Source organism: Candidatus Nitrososphaera gargensis Ga9.2, assembly GCF_000303155.1.
Taxonomy (GTDB): domain Archaea; phylum Thermoproteota; class Nitrososphaeria; order Nitrososphaerales; family Nitrososphaeraceae; genus Nitrososphaera; species Nitrososphaera gargensis.
On record NC_018719.1, the window covers coordinates 195,190 to 210,456 of the forward strand.

Here is a 15,267-nt window from a genome sequence, read left to right on the forward strand (position 1 = left end):
CGTTAAAATCACCAAGGCACAGATGGCCCAGTATAGGCTTTGGGCCAGATCAATAACGTGCTGATAATACTGGCTATCACATTGCTGATGGCCGTGGCAACAGCAGTGCTTGCTTACTTTGCCGACTTCCTGCCTCTGGTTTTTGATAGCGGGACGCAGATATCGACAAACGTGTCAGTAGGGACGCAGCAGGTAACAACAACAGAAGGCTAGTACCACACTCGCTAGCTTTAAAAAGTCAGCTGCAGCATCACTCTTTGCGTCAGATGAATAATAGTAATAGCAAAAAAGAAGATAGCGGTAGTGGCGTCAGCTGCCCTTATTGCGCATCCAAGTTCAAAGACAACGAAGAGCTTTCAAAGCACATTGACAGGATTCACCACGGCTCTGGGCTGCTTGAAGGCGACTCAAGGAAATGGTAAGCGACGACGATCTGTCTCCTTTTTTTCGTTCCGTCCTGCAATTAAAATCGGTCAGGCGCGCCGGCTGGGTCTCAAAGGTCAAGGTCAAAGATGCCGAGTCGGTCGCGGACCACACATTTTCAATGTGCGCGATGGCGATGCTTCTGTCAGACATGCTAGGCCTTGACACGCACAGGGTTGTCAAGATGGTGATCCTGCACGATCTTGCTGAGTCCATAGTGGGCGACTACATGCCCGGCGACGTATCTGCAAACCAAAAGCTGGCTAAAGAAAAAAGGGCAATGAAGTCGATCCTGTCAGGCCTGCCAGAAAAAGTAAGAACAGAATACGAACAGGTCTGGCTTGAATACCTTCAGAACAAGACCGAGGTTGCAAGGTTTGTCCACAGAATTGACAAGCTGGAAATGGCACTGCAGGCAAACCAGTACGCAAAGCAGGGCTACGCCGACAGGCTGCTTGCGCCTTTCTTCGAGTCTGCAAGAACGGCTGTCGGCGACGAAGGCGACATCGTGAGCGAAATCCTAAACTCTTTAAGGCCGGCTTCTGCTAAAAAATAATGGTAGTAGTAGCAATGCAGTATTTCATGGCTCTCAAGATGGGTGAGAAGCGTGTCAGGGCAGCTCAGGAGCTGCTGACGCGCTATGCTGGCCACGCAATGCCCGCGCTTGCCCTGAAGGATAACAAGGATAACAAGTGGGAGCCAGTGGGGGAAGAAACGCTCTATGCTGTTGTAAAGGAGGACGCCGGCTACATGATCGCCTTTTGCGATAGAAACGGCATCGCAAAGTCGATTGCTCAGTGGTTTTCTGAAGACGTGAAAAACGAGATCGTGGCGAAAATAAAGGCCGAACAGAACATGCAGGAATATTTCGGCAAGCTATCGCTACCAATCTAGTAGTCCTCTCTGCATTCGCCAAGAAAAAATCATACAAGTCTTATTAACTTGAATGGTCAGTGCAGCGCATGGTAGTAAAGGTGGCTACATTCTGGGGAGCATACGCCCCGGCTGCAATGGCGAGGCAGTAGCTAGATGGGTCTACGATATTGCAAAGAGGCGCAGCGATGCCGAGTTCGAGTATGTTGACATTAAGGACTGCAACTTGCCGCTCTTAGATGAACCGATCCCGCCCTCACAGGGTCAGTATACCAAGGAACACACCAAGAGGTGGGCGGCAAAGGTTGATTCTTTCGACGCCTTTGTCTTTGTGACGGCTGAATATAACCATGGAATACCAGGTGCATTAAAGAACGCAATAGACTTTCTGTACAAGGAATGGAACAACAAAGTGGCAGGGTTTGTCGGCTACGTCAGCGCCGGCGGCGTGCGAGCGGTAGAACAGTTGCGTCTGGTTATGGCAGAACTCCAGATTGCAGACGTGCGCGCCCAAGTCACGTTGTCGCTCTTTACTGATTTTGAGAACTTTACAAAGTTCAAGCCTGCCGCATATCAACAAGATTATGTCAACTCTATGCTGGATCAGGTCATCGCTTGGGCCGGTGCCCTAAAGCCTCTCCGAACAAAAAGACCAGAATATTCTATAGCAGCCTCCTGATTCCAACACAACACACAAAGAAAAAGAAATGAAGAAGCAGAGGCTGCGCTTGCGTTTTCAATGAATGTTGATGATGACGCTCCTTTTCCTGATCTTGCATCATATTATGATACTGCGCCCAGATTTCGTAATTCTATTCCCAAGTGCGTAGATACGAATAGAGAACTATTGCATCGAATGTTAAAATCCAAGTTACTAAATGGTAGTGTAATCATAACGTTTGGATTACTATTGTCAGTACCTGGCAATTAGCCACCATCAATTATAACTGACCTGCTGTTTTTGATCTGTACCGAGTACACCGCGCCGTATTTCTGCTCCAGTCCCAGCCGCAGAAAAAGCAGCATATGAAAGTACGTAAATTCTGCATCGTATCTTCTCCCGTACCTTCCGCGCGTCGCCTTGCTGAGGTACTGCCACTTGATGTACACCCACTCATTCTGTATAACAAGCGATGCCAGAACATAGAGGAAGCGCAGTGCTGGACTCCTGGATGACGTCCTGGCCCTGCTCTTTCCCATCGCCCTGTATGACGATTCTATGCCAAATCTCCTCCGGTACTCGTCAAACATCCGCCCTACCGGGATATTGACAAGGCCTGCGGCATAGTACATGTACTGGACGCCGCGTTTCTTCCTGTACCTTTTCTTCCGGTATTTGGCAACGGCATACAGCCTGAATGTGCATTTCTCGCCGGTGGCAGAATCTGTCATTTCGCAGTCCGGTACGACGAAACTATCCCTTCTTTTCCGGGTCAGTCTGGATAACGTGCCGCCTTTCCTGCCTCTTGGAAAAGCGGCTATGATGTACGGGATACGCATGGAATTGAGGTAGCTCATTACAGCTGCTGTAAAGAACCCCTTGTCAAGGAACAGGCATTTTATCACGATGCTCGCCTTCTGTACCTCTGCAAGCAGGTACCTGACTACTCCAACCAGTGCTTCCCCCTCCCGGATGTACCTGGTGGCCAAGGTGAACCTCCTTCCATGGAGCATCACGTAGGCGCTGGCGTACGTGAAAAAGTGGGTCGTGCCGCTCCTGGCCCTGCCGCGTCTGACATCCCCCTCATTCTCAGGCTCGCCGTGGTAGGGAACGTCTGTCATGTCGATGGCTATGTCGACAGCTCGATTGTGCAGGGTCTCCGCCACCCTTTTCTGCAGCAGCCTGTTGGCGGCCGACTGAATCCACGAAATGTCAATCTTGGACACGTGGTACTGGACATCCCTCCTGGACGGGGTGCTGGCCAGAGTACAGCAGGCTTGTGTTATGGATGTCCCACCGGTACAGGCATAGACCACAGAATTTGCTATATCGACTACTGAATACCGCCTTTTTCTGAAATCGGCTGGCCTGAAGACTGGCAGCAGTACGTTTACTGCATTACCAAGTACTCTCTCATGTGTCAAAAAATGTTTGTCGGTAGGTTCTTGGGTAAATGTACCGCACTGGATTGGCAGGGTTCTCACAAACCATGCGTCTCTGGTGGCAGCTTTAGCTGTTGCCAGGGACGCCCTTCAACAATCGACTAAAAAGCTGCTCACAAACTCGTTATTGCCAAGTACTGATTGTTGTTATTGGCCGCAATATTGGGCAGCTCACAACCAGCATTGGCACAGACAACATATGCGATGTCGTCTTCTGCTGCTAATGAAAATGATGACATACCGTCTGATGTACAAGATAATAATAGTAGTAGCGAGGCGCAGCAGCTGCCAGGTGAGGAAGGCTTTTCTATGCGCCTGCTTGCAATGAACCTTAGCGCGCCGCACAACATCCTCTATGGCCCTGACAGTGTCCTCTGGATCAGAGTGCGTCGGAAAGAGCATTACGCGCATTGACCTGAACAGCTGGGAGAGGCTCAACGTCATGCCGATGCCCGACGTCCACCAGTCCGGCAGTCAGGATGGCCTGCTTGGCATGGCGTTTGATCCAAACTTTAACAACACGAACTACATCTAGTCGCTTATACATATGACGCAGATCCTGACGAGGGAGAAGAACAGCTTGACCGCCGCCTAAAGATTACGCGATTTACATACAACCCAGAAGGGCAATCAATAGGCGACCCTGTAGATCTTATCCCGGACTTTCCGGCAGCGTCGATCACAATGGAGGCCGCATGATTTTCGGTCCTGACGGCAAGCTGTACTATACCATAGGCGATCAGGGCAAGAATCAATTCTCACGCTATTGCGAGACAATTCGAGCCCAAGAGCTCCCAACGGCTGAACAAATTGAAGCCGAAGACTGGAGAGCATACGAAGGTAAGGTGTTGCGGATGAACCCGGATAGCTCGATACCTGAGGACAACCCTGAGATCAACGGTGTCCGGAGCCACATCTTTACATCGGACACCGCAACCATCAGGGCATAGCGTCTGGTCCAAACGGCGATCTCTACATCGTTGAGCACGGCGACAAGTCCGACGATGGATTCAGCCGCATTGAAGCTGGTGGGAACTATGGCTGGCCGCGCGTAGCCGGCTACAATGACGAGCAGGCATACCAGTACGCCAACTGGTCTGGAACAGAGAACTGCGAAGAACTGGGATGGACCAATTTCCAGCCCTTCCCGTCAAGCGTGCCCGTGATGAACGAAAGCGAATTCAATGCCACAGACTTTGTGCCGCCGATCCGTACATTCTATACAGTGGATAATGACTACAACTTCTCCGAGCCCGCTGGCTGCGGCTACGTGTGCTGGCCGACCGTCGCGCCGTCAAGCCTGCGCCTCTATACATCAGATGTGATTCCGGACTGGAACGGCACCTTCCTGATGCCTACTCTAAAGGGCGGCAGGATCTTCCACCTCGCGCTGGACGAGTGCGGCGCAGAGCTTGCAAGCGATCCTGTGGAACTCTTCCGCTCGGAGAACCGCTACCGAGACCTAGCATTCAGCCCTGACAGCAAGTCGATCTATGTGATCATTTTGACTCGCCTGGGCCAGTGCAGGCTATTGGGGACGGCGGCGGTCCGATCGCTGACCAGCAGAACCCAGGCTCACTGATCGAGTTCAGGTACGAGGGCAACAATAATAACAACAACGTGGCAAGGGACGACTAGGCGCGCGACCATCCAGAACGAGAGTGTTGCATCGATATGGCTTTTATACCGAAATAGGCATACCAGCATAGCATAGCAGTCTTGGCAGACAACAGGTTCGAGCAGGAAATCGAGGTAAAGGGGCACCTAATCGACTCTATGATACTGACGAGAATATTCGACAGCATCATGGACATGCAGGGCGACTTTCAGGTGCTCGAGTTCACTGTCGGAAAGAAAAAGGGCGACCCAAGCTACGCAAGGCTGCTTGTAAAGGGCAAGAGCAAGACACACCTTGAGAGCATCCTTGAGCAGGTCTTCCGCGAAGGCGCCCAGCCCGTGTCGGTACAGGAAGTGAGGCTCGAGCCTGCTCCAAAAGACATGGTGATGCCTGACGACTTTTACAGCACTACAAACAACGCCACGCAGGTCTACTACGGTGGCCAGTGGATCGACGTGCAGAACATGATGATGGACAAGTGCATCGTGGTGGACACCCGACGCAAGACCGCCGAATGCAAGATGGTGCGCGACATTGTCAAGGGCGACCTGGTAGTAGTAGGCGAGCGGGGGGTAAAAATAATCCCGCTAGAGCGTCCCCGGGAAGGAGTTGACATTTTCCAGTTCATGAGCAGCGCAAGCTCTAGCGAGCGGCCTACACAGCACATTGCGCGCAAAGTGGCAAGCGACATTTACAGCACGAAAAAAGAGGGCGGCAAGATAGTGGTGGTGTCTGGCCCAGTACTCGTGCACTCTGGCGCGGCAGAGGCGCTTGCTTCTCTTATCAGGATGGGCTACATCGATGGACTGCTCGCAGGCAACGCGCTTGCGGTGCATGACGTTGAGAATGCACTGCTTGGTACTTCGCTTGGAATGCGCGTCAAGGATGGCACGCTTGCAATCAGGGGCCACCGCAACCACATGGAGGCCATAAACGAGGTCTTCAAGGCCGGCGGCCTGAGGGCAATGGTGGATAAAAAGATCCTGAAAAGCGGCGTGATGTATGAGTGCATAAAGAACAACGTCCCATTTGTGCTTGCTGGCTCTATCAGGGACGACGGGCCGCTACCAGATGTGGTCACCGATGTCGTCGAGGCCCAGCGCAAGTACAAGGAGATAGTAAAGGGAGCAAGGATGGTGCTGATGTTCTCTACGATGCTCCATTCTATAGCGGTAGGCAACATGCTGCCCGCTTCGGTCAAAGTTGTCGCAGTGGACATCAGCCAGCCGGTGGTCACGAAGCTCATCGATAGGGGCACAGCTCAGGCAATAGGCATAGTGACGGACGTTGGGGCGTTCTTGCCCATTGTAGTGGAACACCTCAAGCAGATCGCCAACAAGCACAGCTGACTATATAGAATTGGTAATCAAACCCTTTATTCTACATTTACTATATAGTGCCTGAGGATGAGAAAAATGTCATCGTCTCTCTTCAGCATATCGAAAAGAATAGTCAACCAAAAGGGTTCAGGGGCGCATGCCATAGCAGGATTGCTAATCCTGATAGTAGGAGTAGCGTTTGGTCTATCGATAGAAAGCGAAGCCCTAGTATACGCAGCAATTGTCATCGGACTGGCCACAATAATATCGGCCTTTCTGATGATAATCAAACAGTACGAACGCGTCATAATACTGCGGCTTGGCAGATATCATAGGCAGGTTGGGCCCGGCGTCCAGACAAGGATACCGTTTGTGGACAGCGTCTTGTAGTGGACGTGAGGGAGTTCAAGGCGGAGCAGATGCTCACCAAGGACAACGTGCCGGTGACGATAGACGCCATACCGCGCTATCGGATAATTGAAGAGCGCGTCAGAAATGCTGTGCTAAACGTGGAGAACTTTAACCAGATGATCCAGCAGGTTTCGCAGACGACGCTCCGCAACAACATTGGGTCTTCAGTGTTTCAGGACATACTGTCAAGGAGGGAAGAAGTGAACCAACACATCAAGTCCGTGATCGCAGGCGAAGCAGGCAACTGGGGATCGAAGTTACTAGCGTCGAGATCCGGCAGGTGATAATCCCGCAGGAGCTTGAAGCTGCCATGCAGATGCAGGCGCAGGCCGAGCGAGAAAAGAACGCAAGTGTGACGTACGGCGAATCGGAGGTCTTGGTTGCAAAGCAGTTTGAAGAGGCGGCCAAGGTGTATGAAAACAACCATGTGGCCTATGTGCTCAGGCAGTCCAACATGCTGTACGAATCGATGAAGGTGCAGGGCAACACCATAGTCATGATCCCGTCAGAGACTCTCAATTCGATGGGCTTTGGAAATCTGAGGATGACGCTGGCGTACCTGAAAAACACGAAAAAGGCTGCAACAAAGCCGCATGCAGCAGCGGCCGCCGCTGACACTGCTGAGTAACGCCTAAAATAAGCGGAATGCAAAGGTATAGAGTCTATATGGCAAAAGACTACAAAAAGCACCTGACCCCAGAACAGTACGAAGTGTGCTGGAACAAGGGCACCGACCCCCGTTCTCCGGCGAGTACAACAACTGCAAAGACAAGGGCATCTACAAGTGCGTCTACTGTGGCATCAGCCTGTTCAGCTCTGACGAAGTTCGACTCGGGTACAGGCTGGCCTAGCTTCTGGACACCTATCAAGGAAGGCAGCGTGGAAGAAGAGGTGGACACTAGCTACGGCATGGTAAGGACCGAAGTCATGCGCGGCAGGTGCGGCGCGCACCTCAGTCACATGTTTGACGACGGGTCCAACCCTACCTGCCCCCGCTACTGCATTAACGCCCTGTCGCTTTTGCTGGCAAAAAAGAAGGGTGCAACGACCAATGGGTGATGAATGGTCGCAGTGGCTCGACTTTGACAAGGCAAACGTCGAGGCCGTGCCTGAATCGCCCGGCGTCTGCGTGATGCACGCAAGAATGAAGATACTGTACATCGGAGCAAGCCCAAACATACGGCAGGAGCTGATGGGCCGGCTGTCGGACCCTTGCACGGCCAAGGCCAAGCGCTTCCGCTATATTGTGACGCCTGCATTTGAAAGCGTCAAGGAGCAACAGGTAAAGGAATACGTGGGCAAGCACGGCAAGCTTCCGCCCTGCATGGAAGAGCAAAACACTTGATGATAGGGACGGGACGATCATGGTCATATGAAGCAGCAGTCGTTGTGACGGCTATAGCTAGCCTTCCCGTAGTTTTTTCTGTATCATCTCTAGGGCAGCCTTGGGGTCAGCCCTGCCCTTTGTCGCCTGCATGACCTTGCCGAGCAAAAAGTTGGCTGCATTGGGGTTGCGCTTTGCGTCCTGAACTGCCGCCTGCTCTGACTTGAAAACAGACTCGATCGCCTGCGCAAGCGCGCCAACATCGTCTATTTTGGCAGCCTGCGTCTTTTTGGCTACATGAGAGGGCATCTCGCCTGTCCTGACCACCTGAGCCAAGATCTGCTTGGCAGTCGCCCTGTTTATTGTGCCTTGGTCGACCAGCTTTGCCAGATCCGCGATGTGCTCCGGCCCTATCTTTAGACCGGCAAAAAGCGATCGTCTCTGCTGCTCCTCCTTCTGCCGCTCGTCAACAAAGCTCATCAGGTCGGTGACCAGCCAGTTTGCAATCTCTTTTGGCGATGAGTATATCTTGATCGCCGACTCGAAAAAGTCTGCCAGCTCTTTATTGTCGATCAGCACCTGCGCGACGTGGGAAGAGATGCCGTATTTTGACACAAAGCGGTCCTTGCGGGTGTCGGGCAGCTCTGGCATCGACTGCCTGATGGACGAGATAAACTCGCTTCCAAGCACCACTGCCGGGACGTCCGGCTCGGGGAAGTAGCGGTAGTCCTGCTCTTCCTCCTTTGTCCTTGACTCTTTTGTCACCTTCCTTGCGTCATCCCAGTGCCGCGTCTCCGACCTGACTTCGATGTCACGCGAGGCCATAGTCCTCTGCCTCGTGATCTCGTACCGCACCGCCTTTTCAACATCGGCAAACGAGCTGACGTTCTTGATCTCGACCCTGTTGCCACCGCCCACAGAAACGTTGGCGTCGCAGCGAACCGAGCCTTCCAGTTTCGTGTCGCACACGCCAAGGTGCTCTATTATCGAAGTTATCTTATCAAGGAACATCCTAACATCCTTTGGGTCGGTAAAGTCCGGCTCTGTCACTATCTCGACCAGAGGGACGCCGGCCCTGTTGTAGTCTATCAAAGCATAGACGCTTGTCTCCATGCTGCCTCCCTCGTAGACGAGCCTGCCGGGGTCTTCTTCAAGCTGCACCCGCCTTATCCTTGCGCTCTTGCCGTCGCCGTATCCGAGCCTGCCTTCAACGCCGATGCTTGTTATGCCGTACGCGTTGTACTGCGTCAGCTGGAAGTTCTTGGGCATGTCGGGGTAAAAGTAGTTCTTTCTGTAGAACGCGATTTCGTCAGGGATTTTACAGCCAAGCGCAAGCGATATCATGCCGGCAAACTCGACTGCTTTTTGGTTCAGTAGCGGCAGCGTCCCTGGAAGCCCGGAGCACGTGGGGCAAGTGTTTGCGTTTGGCGCCTTTCCGCGGTAGTCGCTGCTGCACCGACAGAAGAGTTTGCTCTTGGCGCCTGTCAGCTGGCAGTGGATTTCAAGCCCAATCTTGGTCTCCATCTTATAGCTCAGGGCTCCTCTGCACCTTGGCAGCCTGCTCAAACAGGTACGCCGCATCCAGCATCGTCTGTTCCTGAAACTCGTCTGCCATTATCTGCAAGCCCACAGGCAGGCCGTCGGCAAAGCCGGCAGGAACCGACATCGCCGGCATACCTGTCAGGTTCGCCACCACAGTGTCAATGTCAACAAGATACATCTTGAGCGGATCATCTATCTTTTCACCTATCTTGAACGGCAGTATAGGCATCGTCGGTCCTATCAGGACGTCATATTTCTTGAACAGCGCCTTGAGCTCGCGCTTGAGGAGCGAGCGCACCTGCTGCGCTTTCAGGTAGTACTTGCCATAGTAACCGGACGACAGAACGTACGACCCAACAATTATCCTCCTCTTGACCTCTTCGCCAAAGTTGCTGCGCGCCTTAGCAAAGTAGCTGTTCCACTCGTAGCCTTCCGGGCTTAAGTCAAACCCGTAGCGCACGTTGTCATAGCGCGCCAAGTTGCTGCTCGCCTCTGCCGTTGCAATAGTATAGTAGGACGCAAGGGCGTACTGCACAGACGCAAGCGACGCCTGTTCGCACGTGCACCCCTCCTGCCCAACCAGCGTGTCTGCCGCCTTGTGGATCACTTTTGCAACTGCCGGGTCTGCACCTTCAATGAACTCTTGTACAAGGCCGACGCGCAGGCCTTTCTTTCTCTCCTGCAATGAATATGTCGGCTTGCCGCCTGCCGTGGTATGGTCGTTTTCGTCCGCGCCGGCGATCACGTTCAGCACCGAAACAGCATCTGAAACCGTCCTGCCAAGCGGCCCTATCTGTTCTAGGCTGTTTGCGTACGACACGAGCCCGTACCTGCTTATCAGCCCGTACGTCGGCTTTAACCCAACTACAGAGCAAAAGCTGGCCGGGCACCTGACCGAGCCTCCTGTATCGGAACCGAGTGATACCGTGCATTCAAGCGCGGCCACGCTTGCAGCGCTTCCGCCTGATGACCCACCTGGCACCCTGCTAATGTCCCACGGGTTTCTGGTGGTGCCATGCCTGCTAAACTCTGTAGTCGAGCCCATTGCAAACTCGTCAAGGTTGGCCTTGCCGATCACTATGGCTCCGGCGTCCTGCAGCCTCTTGACCACAGTCGCGTCATACGGCGGCACGTATGCTTCAAGCATCCTTGAGGCGCATGTGGTCTTGATACCTTTGGTGCAAATGTTGTCCTTGACGCTCACCGCGACGCCGGCAAGCGCTCCTGCCTGCTCTCCGTCCCTTACCTTTTTGTCGATTGCTCTCGCCCGGTCTATCGCTTCCTTGTTGTTGACTGTCACAAACGCGTTTACCTTGGGCTCTACCTTTTCGATCCTTTCTAAAAGCTGATAGATGTATTCCTCAGCTGAAAACTCTCTGCTTTTGACGCCTGCCGCAACCTGCCCTGCATCAAGGGTGTAGAGGGCCACCACCAATTCTTGTCACACCATCCTCGGCCCCTTCACAAAGCCGTCCTTTCTGTATTTAGTCCCAAGCGTGTCGCCTTCAAAATCTGCCGGCTCGTCACGCCGCAGATCCGCAAATTTCTTTCTGGAAACGATCGGCTTGACCTCCTCTAGCGGTATTGTGTCCAGCTTGTCCAGGTACTTGATTATCTCCTTGATCTGCGATGTGTATCGATCTAGCTCGTCGTCTGACAGCTCGATCCTTGCAAGCCAGCCAAGGTGCTTTACTTCCTCTTTGGTCACCATATCATGGAGCCAGCCTGTCTATGTCTCTTGGGTAAAGGGTCGCGTCGCGGATGTTTTCAATTTTTGTTAGCGCCATCATCAGCCTCTCAAGCCCGAGGCCAAAGCCGGCGTGCGGCGGGACGCCATAGTCAAACACCCGTAAATGATAGTCGAACGCGTCAGGCTTCAGGCCCTGCTTGCTCATGCGCTCCACCAGCTGGTCCTTGCGGTTGATTCTTGTGCTGCCCGACGACATTTCAAGCGCGCCGTACATCAGGTCGAATGACTCGCACACTCTGCCGCCGTCCGCCGTGCCGGGCTTGACGTAGAATGGCTTGGTCGAGGTCGGCCAGTCTATGATAAAGTAAAAGCTGTTGAGCCGGTCGTCCTGCAGGCTCTTCATCACCTGAGGAGAGATGTCATCGCCCCACTGGATGCGCTCGCCGGCCTCCTGCAGCTTGTCAATGAGATCGGAATAGGTGTACTTTGGGAAGGGAAGCTCGACAGCCGGCAGCTGGCTCTCCAAGAATTTCAGGTCGTCCGCGTTCCTCTCCTTTATCGTCTCGATGATGTTTACTATCATGCGCTCAAGGAGCGACATCACGTCGTTATAGTCCACGAACGCGCGCTCGACATCTATTGATATCGCCTCAGACAGGTGACGGTTTGTGCGCGATGGCTCGGCTCTGAAAATGGGGCCAACTTCAAAGACGCTCTCAAACGCCATTGTCAGCTGCTCCTTGTAGAGCTGCGGGCTCTGCGCGAGGAACGCCTCCCTATCGTAGTAGAATATCGGGAACAGCGCCGCCCCGCCCTCTGTAGCAGTCGCTATCATTTTCGGCGTGTTTACTTCAATAAACTTTTGCCTTGCAAGGAACTCCCTGACAGAGTTGAGCACTGTCTGGCGTATCCGAAATATCGCGCCAAGATAGTTGCGGCGGAGATCTACTGCGCGAAGGTCAAGCCTAGTGTCAATGCCCACCGTCGAAGTCTTGCCCTGCATCATAAAAGGTGCAGCCTTTTTTGCTATCGAAAATGCCCTGATCTCCGATGGCACCACTTCTGCCCCGTTTGGCGCCTTTTCCTGTGGCCTCACCTTGCCGCGCACCCCGATCGAGCTGTGCTCCTTGACCTCCTTGGCCATTTCAAAGATCGGTTCGCTGCACTCGCCCTTTTTTGCGGTGATCTGCACTTCGCCGTGCATGTCCTTTAGTATGATAAACTGGATGTTGCCGTGATCCCTCACGCTGGCGACCCAGCCCATGACAACCACTTCGCTATCTCCGATAGAGGGGCTTATCTCTGAGGAATAGTGGGTCCTCCGCCAGTGTCCAAGATCTTGTTCTTGCAACATTTCTCCCAATTGAGTAAGTGCTTGTACTTAAAAAGAGGTTAATTTAACCTTACCAGCAGAGCATGTATGTCAGTGCAACTCTGTGATGCCGACGTACTTTCTAACCATGGCAAGCAGCAGTGCCTTTGTCATAGGCTTTGTGACCAGCTCGGATACTGACATCGAAGGAAAGAGTGACGAGAACTCGGGCTTGTTGATCTCGAACGCGCTCATGAGCACGATCGGCACGTCCGGCCTTGTGCCTTTGGCCCTCCTTGCGAGATCAAACCCGCTCATGCCGGGCATCCTGATGTCAGAAATTATCAAGGCGTATTCTTGGCTGTTGTTTCGGAATTCTTCAAGAGCCTTCCTCGAATCCGTAAAGCCGTTCGCCTTGTACCCATTATTCTTCAAGGAATTTTGGATTGCTGCTACAACATCGGGCTCATCATCGATTATCATCACCTTTTTCGGGATTGTCATAAATTTTTTGGCTAAAAAGAGCAACAGTCTATCAGGCTTTTAAGATTTGTGGTATGATAATCGGAATCAATCTGCTAGTCTAGCGCATGATCTCGTTTACTATTCTGTCCAGCACGCTGCTGACCGCTTCTTTTTTGATCACGCCTGTGACAAAGTGGGGCTTGCCTCCTCCCCTGCCGTCCGGGCCGGCGAACTGTTTGAACAGTTTGTTGCAGTCGATCCCCTTCATCTTTTCATTTCGCGCAAAAACAACATTTGCCATTTCGCCGCTTCCAACATTTGCGACAAGGACTACTGTGTTGTTGTTTGCATCGGCGATCTTGTCTCCTGCAAATTCCTGAAGCTGGTCGTCAGCCAGATTTTCAAACACTCCTTTGAGCAGTGTCACCCTGTCGTTTGTGACCGGCTTGATGCCTGATAGTTTTTCCCGGCCAAGTGCCTTCAATTTTCTGGCGTTGCTTTCATTCTCTGATCTCAATTTCTTCGCAGTGTTCTCGACGGTGTTGATATTGGCGCCAAGCTCGCTACACACCCTCATTAGCTTGGCCGCCAGTGTCACCGCGGTCTCTTTGGCCTGCCGGCCCACTGCAAAGTCCACTTCGTATTCGCTTCCGCTTTTTGATAACCGTGTGACTAGAAAAAAGTCGCATTCCTGCAGGTTGCTGGCATGATCCATCGCGCAGGCTGCAACGTCATGATTTTCGATCTCTACGACCCTGACTTCGCCGGCTGCCGCTATCCTTTCTTCGTTTGCCCGCAGGTTTGGTATGTTTTTCTTGGCCTTTTCAAGCGACGGAAATGTGCGCGCCACCACTTTGCGCCCTTCAGTAATGAGTAAATTTACTTCAGACTCTGCCTTGAGCACGGTGTCAAGGTCAAGCTGCGGGATCACAATAAACGCTGTGTTGCCTGAGCCTTTGTGCTCCACCTTCCTTACCCTGAGCGTCTGCCCAAGCAACTTTTGGAGCGAGCCTATAAATGCGTGCTCTGCCGTGTGAGCTAGCCTATCGTGCACGGCACTCTCTTCCCCTGCCAGCTATAAATGCCATTGAGAAGGATTTTAACCTCCCTGCTAACAACCAACAGCCGTTGGCTAGGAAGAAGGTTGGCAAGCGTGTTACGATAGCAACGCTGGGTTCTCACTGCTCACTTCAGGTGCTAAAGGGGGCCAAGGACGAGGGCTTTCATACCCTGCTAATATGCGAGAAGCGGCGGCTTGGGCTCTACCGGCGCTTTGGGTTTATCGACGAGATCATTGAAGTCGACAGCTTTAGGGAGATCCTTGAAGACAAATGCCGCAAGCGCTTGAGGCAGGCAAATTCGGTGCTGATACCGCACGGCACCCTGATATCGCAGATGAGGAGCGATGAGATTGAAAAGATAGACACGCCCATCTTTGGCAACAAGTGGATACTGAGGTGGGAGGCCGACAGGGAGCTCAAGGAAAAGCTGATGAACGAAGCCGGCCTTCGAACTCCGCGGGCGGTCAAGTCAAAGGACGACCTCAATGGCCTCTGCATCGTGAAGCTGCACGGCGCGGCCGGCGGCCGGGGATACTACCTTGCATGGAACAGGGAGAGCTTTGAGGAAGGCGCAAGGCGGCTGATCGATCAGAAAGCGATCAGGAGCGAAAACGATCTTTACATTCAGGAATTTATCAGGGGCGTTCCAGTGTACCTGCAGTATTTCTATTCGCCGGTAACCGGCGAGCTTGAACTGCTCGGGATTGACAGGCGCTACGAATCGGACATTGATGGCATCGGCAGGATTCCGGCAAAGCAGCAGCTTGGAGCCGGGGTCGAGCCTTCGTACAATGTGATTGGCAACATCCCGCTCGTGCTCCGTGAGTCATTGCTGGACGAAGTCTACAAGATGGGCGAGAGCTTTGTGCGCGCAGCAGAGAGACTCGTGCCTCCAGGGATGCCCGGTCCGTTCTGCCTTGAAGGCGTCTATGACAGCGAGGGCAAGTTCACCACGTTTGAATTCTCTGCAAGGATTGTGGCAGGGACGAACCTCTACCTTGACGGCTCGCCTTATTCGGGTCTGCTGTACGATGACCCGATGAGCATGGGGAGAAGAATAGCGCGGGAAGTCAAGATGGCAAGCAAGAAGGGCAAGCTTGGAAAAGTAGTGACCTAAGAAAGAAGC

The 15,267-nt window shown here is 52.9% G+C and carries 19 protein-coding genes and 3 pseudogenes; 15 read left to right on the top strand and 7 right to left on the bottom strand.

Annotated elements, in window-relative coordinates; genetic code table 11:
- The first annotated feature begins 39 nt into the window (after window positions 1-39).
- From NGAR_RS16995 to NGAR_RS01180, 5 genes are read left to right on the top strand one after another with little or no spacing between them, the layout of a single operon-like run.
- Window positions 40-213, top strand: coding sequence for a hypothetical protein (locus NGAR_RS16995; protein ID WP_187147609.1), 174 nt, complete (start codon window positions 40-42; stop codon window positions 211-213).
- Window positions 214-266: 53 nt separating this feature from the next.
- Entirely contained in the window at window positions 267-422 is a 156-nt protein-coding gene (locus tag NGAR_RS17000) for a hypothetical protein (protein WP_015017775.1), read from the top strand.
- Window positions 416-979: an HD domain-containing protein gene (locus NGAR_RS01170; protein WP_015017776.1), complete on the top strand. Its 564-nt coding sequence runs from the start codon at window positions 416-418 to the stop codon at window positions 977-979. The genes NGAR_RS17000 and NGAR_RS01170 overlap by 7 nt, the downstream gene beginning before the upstream one ends.
- Entirely contained in the window at window positions 979-1,317 is a 339-nt protein-coding gene (locus NGAR_RS01175; protein ID WP_015017777.1) for a hypothetical protein, read from the top strand. The genes NGAR_RS01170 and NGAR_RS01175 overlap by 1 nt, the downstream gene beginning before the upstream one ends.
- A 52-nt stretch (window positions 1,318-1,369) precedes the next feature.
- Window positions 1,370-1,975 carry an NADPH-dependent FMN reductase gene (locus NGAR_RS01180; RefSeq protein WP_015017778.1) on the top strand — a complete coding sequence of 202 codons (606 nt, stop codon included), beginning with the start codon at window positions 1,370-1,372 and terminating at the stop codon, window positions 1,973-1,975.
- 248 nt (window positions 1,976-2,223) lie between these two features.
- Here the strand turns inward: NGAR_RS01180 and NGAR_RS01185 are convergent, their stop codons facing one another.
- Window positions 2,224-3,441 carry a hypothetical protein gene (locus NGAR_RS01185; RefSeq protein ID WP_015017779.1) on the bottom strand — a complete coding sequence of 406 codons (1,218 nt, stop codon included), beginning with the start codon at window positions 3,439-3,441 and terminating at the stop codon, window positions 2,224-2,226.
- Between the two features lie 141 nt (window positions 3,442-3,582).
- Between NGAR_RS01185 and NGAR_RS01190 the strand changes: the two genes are divergently transcribed.
- The 9 genes and pseudogenes from NGAR_RS01190 (at window position 3,583) to NGAR_RS01240 (ending at window position 8,092) form a co-directional block, all read left to right on the top strand.
- A complete protein-coding gene (locus tag NGAR_RS01190) occupies window positions 3,583-3,813 on the top strand; it encodes a hypothetical protein (RefSeq protein WP_148680791.1) in 231 nt (76 codons plus the stop codon).
- A 28-nt stretch (window positions 3,814-3,841) separates the two neighbouring features.
- Complete coding sequence (locus NGAR_RS18195; protein ID WP_148680792.1) at window positions 3,842-3,934, top strand: PQQ-dependent sugar dehydrogenase; 93 nt, start codon at window positions 3,842-3,844, stop codon at window positions 3,932-3,934.
- A gap of 160 nt (window positions 3,935-4,094) precedes the next feature.
- A pseudogene (locus NGAR_RS18625) lies at window positions 4,095-4,456 on the top strand (PQQ-dependent sugar dehydrogenase); the annotation flags it as partial.
- Between the two features lie 213 nt (window positions 4,457-4,669).
- Window positions 4,670-4,981, top strand: coding sequence for a PQQ-dependent sugar dehydrogenase (locus NGAR_RS01210; protein ID WP_187147610.1), 312 nt, complete (start codon window positions 4,670-4,672; stop codon window positions 4,979-4,981).
- 137 nt (window positions 4,982-5,118) lie between these two features.
- A complete protein-coding gene (locus NGAR_RS01215) occupies window positions 5,119-6,366 on the top strand; it encodes an ornithine cyclodeaminase, nickel-pincer nucleotide-dependent (protein WP_015017784.1) in 1,248 nt (415 codons plus the stop codon).
- A 66-nt stretch (window positions 6,367-6,432) separates the two neighbouring features.
- Entirely contained in the window at window positions 6,433-6,726 is a 294-nt protein-coding gene (locus tag NGAR_RS01220; RefSeq protein ID WP_148680793.1) for a hypothetical protein, read from the top strand.
- Between the two features lie 29 nt (window positions 6,727-6,755).
- A pseudogene (locus tag NGAR_RS18205) lies at window positions 6,756-7,375 on the top strand (SPFH domain-containing protein).
- Window positions 7,376-7,392: 17 nt separating this feature from the next.
- Window positions 7,393-7,806: pseudogene (msrB, locus tag NGAR_RS01235) on the top strand (peptide-methionine (R)-S-oxide reductase MsrB).
- On the top strand, window positions 7,799-8,092 hold the full coding sequence (locus tag NGAR_RS01240; protein WP_015017790.1) for a GIY-YIG nuclease family protein: 294 nt from the start codon (window positions 7,799-7,801) through the stop codon (window positions 8,090-8,092). Before msrB ends, NGAR_RS01240 begins: the two are co-directional and overlap by 8 nt.
- A gap of 57 nt (window positions 8,093-8,149) precedes the next feature.
- On the opposite strand, the gene gatB is transcribed toward NGAR_RS01240, so the two are convergent.
- From gatB to NGAR_RS01270, 6 genes are all read right to left on the bottom strand, one after another.
- Entirely contained in the window at window positions 8,150-9,595 is a 1,446-nt protein-coding gene (gene gatB / locus NGAR_RS01245) for an Asp-tRNA(Asn)/Glu-tRNA(Gln) amidotransferase subunit GatB (RefSeq protein WP_015017791.1), read from the bottom strand.
- A gap of 1 nt (window position 9,596) precedes the next feature.
- Window positions 9,597-11,045 carry an Asp-tRNA(Asn)/Glu-tRNA(Gln) amidotransferase subunit GatA gene (gatA, locus tag NGAR_RS01250; RefSeq protein ID WP_015017792.1) on the bottom strand — a complete coding sequence of 483 codons (1,449 nt, stop codon included), beginning with the start codon at window positions 11,043-11,045 and terminating at the stop codon, window positions 9,597-9,599.
- 9 nt (window positions 11,046-11,054) lie between these two features.
- Complete coding sequence (gene gatC / locus NGAR_RS01255) at window positions 11,055-11,324, bottom strand: Asp-tRNA(Asn)/Glu-tRNA(Gln) amidotransferase subunit GatC (protein ID WP_015017793.1); 270 nt, start codon at window positions 11,322-11,324, stop codon at window positions 11,055-11,057.
- Window position 11,325: 1 nt separating this feature from the next.
- Window positions 11,326-12,657, bottom strand: coding sequence for an aspartate--tRNA(Asn) ligase (gene aspS, locus NGAR_RS01260; RefSeq protein ID WP_015017794.1), 1,332 nt, complete (start codon window positions 12,655-12,657; stop codon window positions 11,326-11,328).
- 69 nt (window positions 12,658-12,726) lie between these two features.
- Entirely contained in the window at window positions 12,727-13,119 is a 393-nt protein-coding gene (locus tag NGAR_RS01265; RefSeq protein WP_015017795.1) for a response regulator, read from the bottom strand.
- A gap of 79 nt (window positions 13,120-13,198) precedes the next feature.
- Window positions 13,199-14,134, bottom strand: a complete 936-nt coding sequence (locus NGAR_RS01270; RefSeq protein WP_015017796.1) for a DHHA1 domain-containing protein — start codon at window positions 14,132-14,134, stop codon at window positions 13,199-13,201.
- Between the two features lie 74 nt (window positions 14,135-14,208).
- Here NGAR_RS01270 and NGAR_RS01275 point away from each other — a divergent pair, with 74 nt between their 5' ends.
- Window positions 14,209-15,258: a DUF1297 domain-containing protein gene (locus NGAR_RS01275; RefSeq protein ID WP_228369249.1), complete on the top strand. Its 1,050-nt coding sequence runs from the start codon at window positions 14,209-14,211 to the stop codon at window positions 15,256-15,258.
- The last annotated feature ends 9 nt before the right edge of the window (window positions 15,259-15,267 follow it).

Coding starts and splice junctions, on each gene's coding strand:
- gatC (WP_015017793.1), bottom strand. CDS start 11,324: ATGGTGACCAAAGAGGAAGTAAAGCACCTTGGCTGGCTTGCAAGGATC.
- NGAR_RS01180 (WP_015017778.1), top strand. CDS start 1,370: ATGGTCAGTGCAGCGCATGGTAGTAAAGGTGGCTACATTCTGGGGAGC.
- NGAR_RS17000 (WP_015017775.1), top strand. CDS start 267: ATGAATAATAGTAATAGCAAAAAAGAAGATAGCGGTAGTGGCGTCAGC.
- NGAR_RS01220 (WP_148680793.1), top strand. CDS start 6,433: ATGTCATCGTCTCTCTTCAGCATATCGAAAAGAATAGTCAACCAAAAG.
- gatB (WP_015017791.1), bottom strand. CDS start 9,595: ATGGAGACCAAGATTGGGCTTGAAATCCACTGCCAGCTGACAGGCGCC.
- NGAR_RS01170 (WP_015017776.1), top strand. CDS start 416: ATGGTAAGCGACGACGATCTGTCTCCTTTTTTTCGTTCCGTCCTGCAA.
- aspS (WP_015017794.1), bottom strand. CDS start 12,657: ATGTTGCAAGAACAAGATCTTGGACACTGGCGGAGGACCCACTATTCC.
- NGAR_RS01175 (WP_015017777.1), top strand. CDS start 979: ATGGTAGTAGTAGCAATGCAGTATTTCATGGCTCTCAAGATGGGTGAG.
- NGAR_RS01240 (WP_015017790.1), top strand. CDS start 7,799: ATGGGTGATGAATGGTCGCAGTGGCTCGACTTTGACAAGGCAAACGTC.
- NGAR_RS18195 (WP_148680792.1), top strand. CDS start 3,842: ATGCCGATGCCCGACGTCCACCAGTCCGGCAGTCAGGATGGCCTGCTT.
- NGAR_RS01265 (WP_015017795.1), bottom strand. CDS start 13,119: ATGACAATCCCGAAAAAGGTGATGATAATCGATGATGAGCCCGATGTT.